Raw genomic sequence first — 2,000 nt, forward strand, 5'->3', positions numbered from 1 at the left:
ATTTCAAATGGAGCCTAAATTTTCACAGAAAGTCAAAGAAATCATAACCTTAGCTCGTGAAGAAGCACTTCGACTGGGGCATGATTACATCGGAACCGAACACTTGATTTTGGGGATGATTAGAGATGGTGAGGGAATTGCTCTAAACCTATTGAGAGATTCAGGCGTACAACTCGACGAACTACGCATCACTATTGAGCAGGCAACAAAAGGCACTGCAACCAACAATATTAAAAATTTGGCGAATATTCCGCTTACTCGCCAATCTGAAAAAGTTTTGAAAATCACCCATTTAGAGGCCAAAATCTTTAAATCACAATTGATAGGTACTGAGCATTTGCTGTTGGCCATTTTGCGTGACGGCGATAACCTCGGTGGACAGATTTTACAAAAATTCCACCTTAATTACGAACAGACTAAAGAAATGCTTGAGTATCAACTAACCGGTCAGAAACCTGTGATGGAACGTCCAGAGACTGATGATGACGATGAAAGAATTTTCGGCGGTGGCACTGGTGGGTATTCTCAGCAGAAAGGAGAACAGAAAAATCCAGAGAAATCTAAAACGCCTGTTTTGGACAACTTCGGACGTGACCTAACCAAATTTGCCGAAGCCGGTAAACTCGACCCGATTGTAGGACGTGAAAAAGAAATTGAGCGTGTAGCTCAAATTCTTTCGAGACGTAAGAAAAATAACCCAATTTTGATTGGTGAGCCTGGTGTTGGTAAAACTGCCATTGCCGAAGGTTTGGCTCTCAGAATTGTGCAGAAAAAAGTTTCAAGAATTTTATTCGGGAAACGTGTTGTAACGCTCGATTTGGCTTCATTGGTGGCTGGTACGAAATACCGTGGTCAGTTTGAAGAAAGAATGAAAGCGGTAATGAATGAGTTAGAGAAATCACCCGATGTGATTTTATTCATCGACGAAATTCATACGATAGTAGGGGCTGGCGGTGCAAGTGGCTCGCTCGATGCCTCAAATATGTTTAAGCCAGCGTTAGCCCGTGGCGACATCCAATGTATTGGTGCCACAACGCTTGATGAGTATCGTCAATATATTGAGAAAGATGGTGCTTTAGCCCGTCGTTTCCAAATGGTAATGGTTGAAGCCACTTCAATCGACGAAACCATCGAAATCTTGAATAATATCAAGGATAAGTACGAAGACCACCACCACGTTAGCTATACACCAGATGCTTTAGAGGCAGCAGTGAAATTATCGGAAAGATATATCACTGACCGCTACCTTCCAGATAAAGCCATCGATGTACTAGATGAAGTTGGTGCGAGAGTACACATCAATAATATTTCAGTTCCACAAGATATTCTTTTCTTAGAAGAACAAGTTGAGTTAATCAAAAAAGAGAAAAATCAGGTGGTGAAGAGCCAACGCTACGAAGAAGCAGCTCAACTCCGTGACCGTGAGAAAAAACTTTTAGAACAACTCGACAAAGCAAAAATTGCTTGGGAAGAAGAAGCCAAAACCAAACGCTACACAGTAACCGAAGATAACGTAGGTGATGTGATAGCGATGATGACGGGAATTCCGGTGAAGCGAGTAAATATGAACGATGGTGAGAAAATCTTGAACATGGGTGATGCACTTCGTGGCAGAATCGTGGGTCAAGACCCAGCCGTTGAAAAACTCGTAAAATCAATTCAACGTACTCGTGTTGGTTTGAAAGACCCTAAAAAACCAATTGGTTCGTTTATTTTCTTAGGCCCAACTGGGGTTGGTAAAACCGAACTTGCCAAAACTCTTGCCACGTATCTTTTCGATAAAGAAGATGCCTTAGTAAGAATTGACATGAGTGAATACATGGAGAAATTCAGTATCTCTCGTTTGGTTGGAGCACCTCCAGGATACGTTGGCTACGAAGAAGGTGGTCAATTGACTGAAAAGATTCGTAGAAAACCATATTCGGTTGTATTGCTCGATGAGATTGAAAAAGCTCACCCAGATGTTTACAATATCTTGTTGCAAGTGCTTGATGATGGTA

At 41.7% G+C, this 2,000-nt stretch carries 1 protein-coding gene; it reads left to right on the top strand.

Annotated elements, in window-relative coordinates:
* Positions 1–7: 7 nt before the first annotated feature.
* On the top strand, positions 8–2,000 hold a 1,993-nt coding region (locus tag ACOVO2_RS00085; protein ID WP_421768014.1), incomplete at its 3' end, for an ATP-dependent Clp protease ATP-binding subunit.

Origin of the sequence: Emticicia sp. (assembly GCF_049241225.1) — a bacterium.
GTDB lineage: Bacteria > Bacteroidota > Bacteroidia > Cytophagales > Spirosomataceae > Emticicia.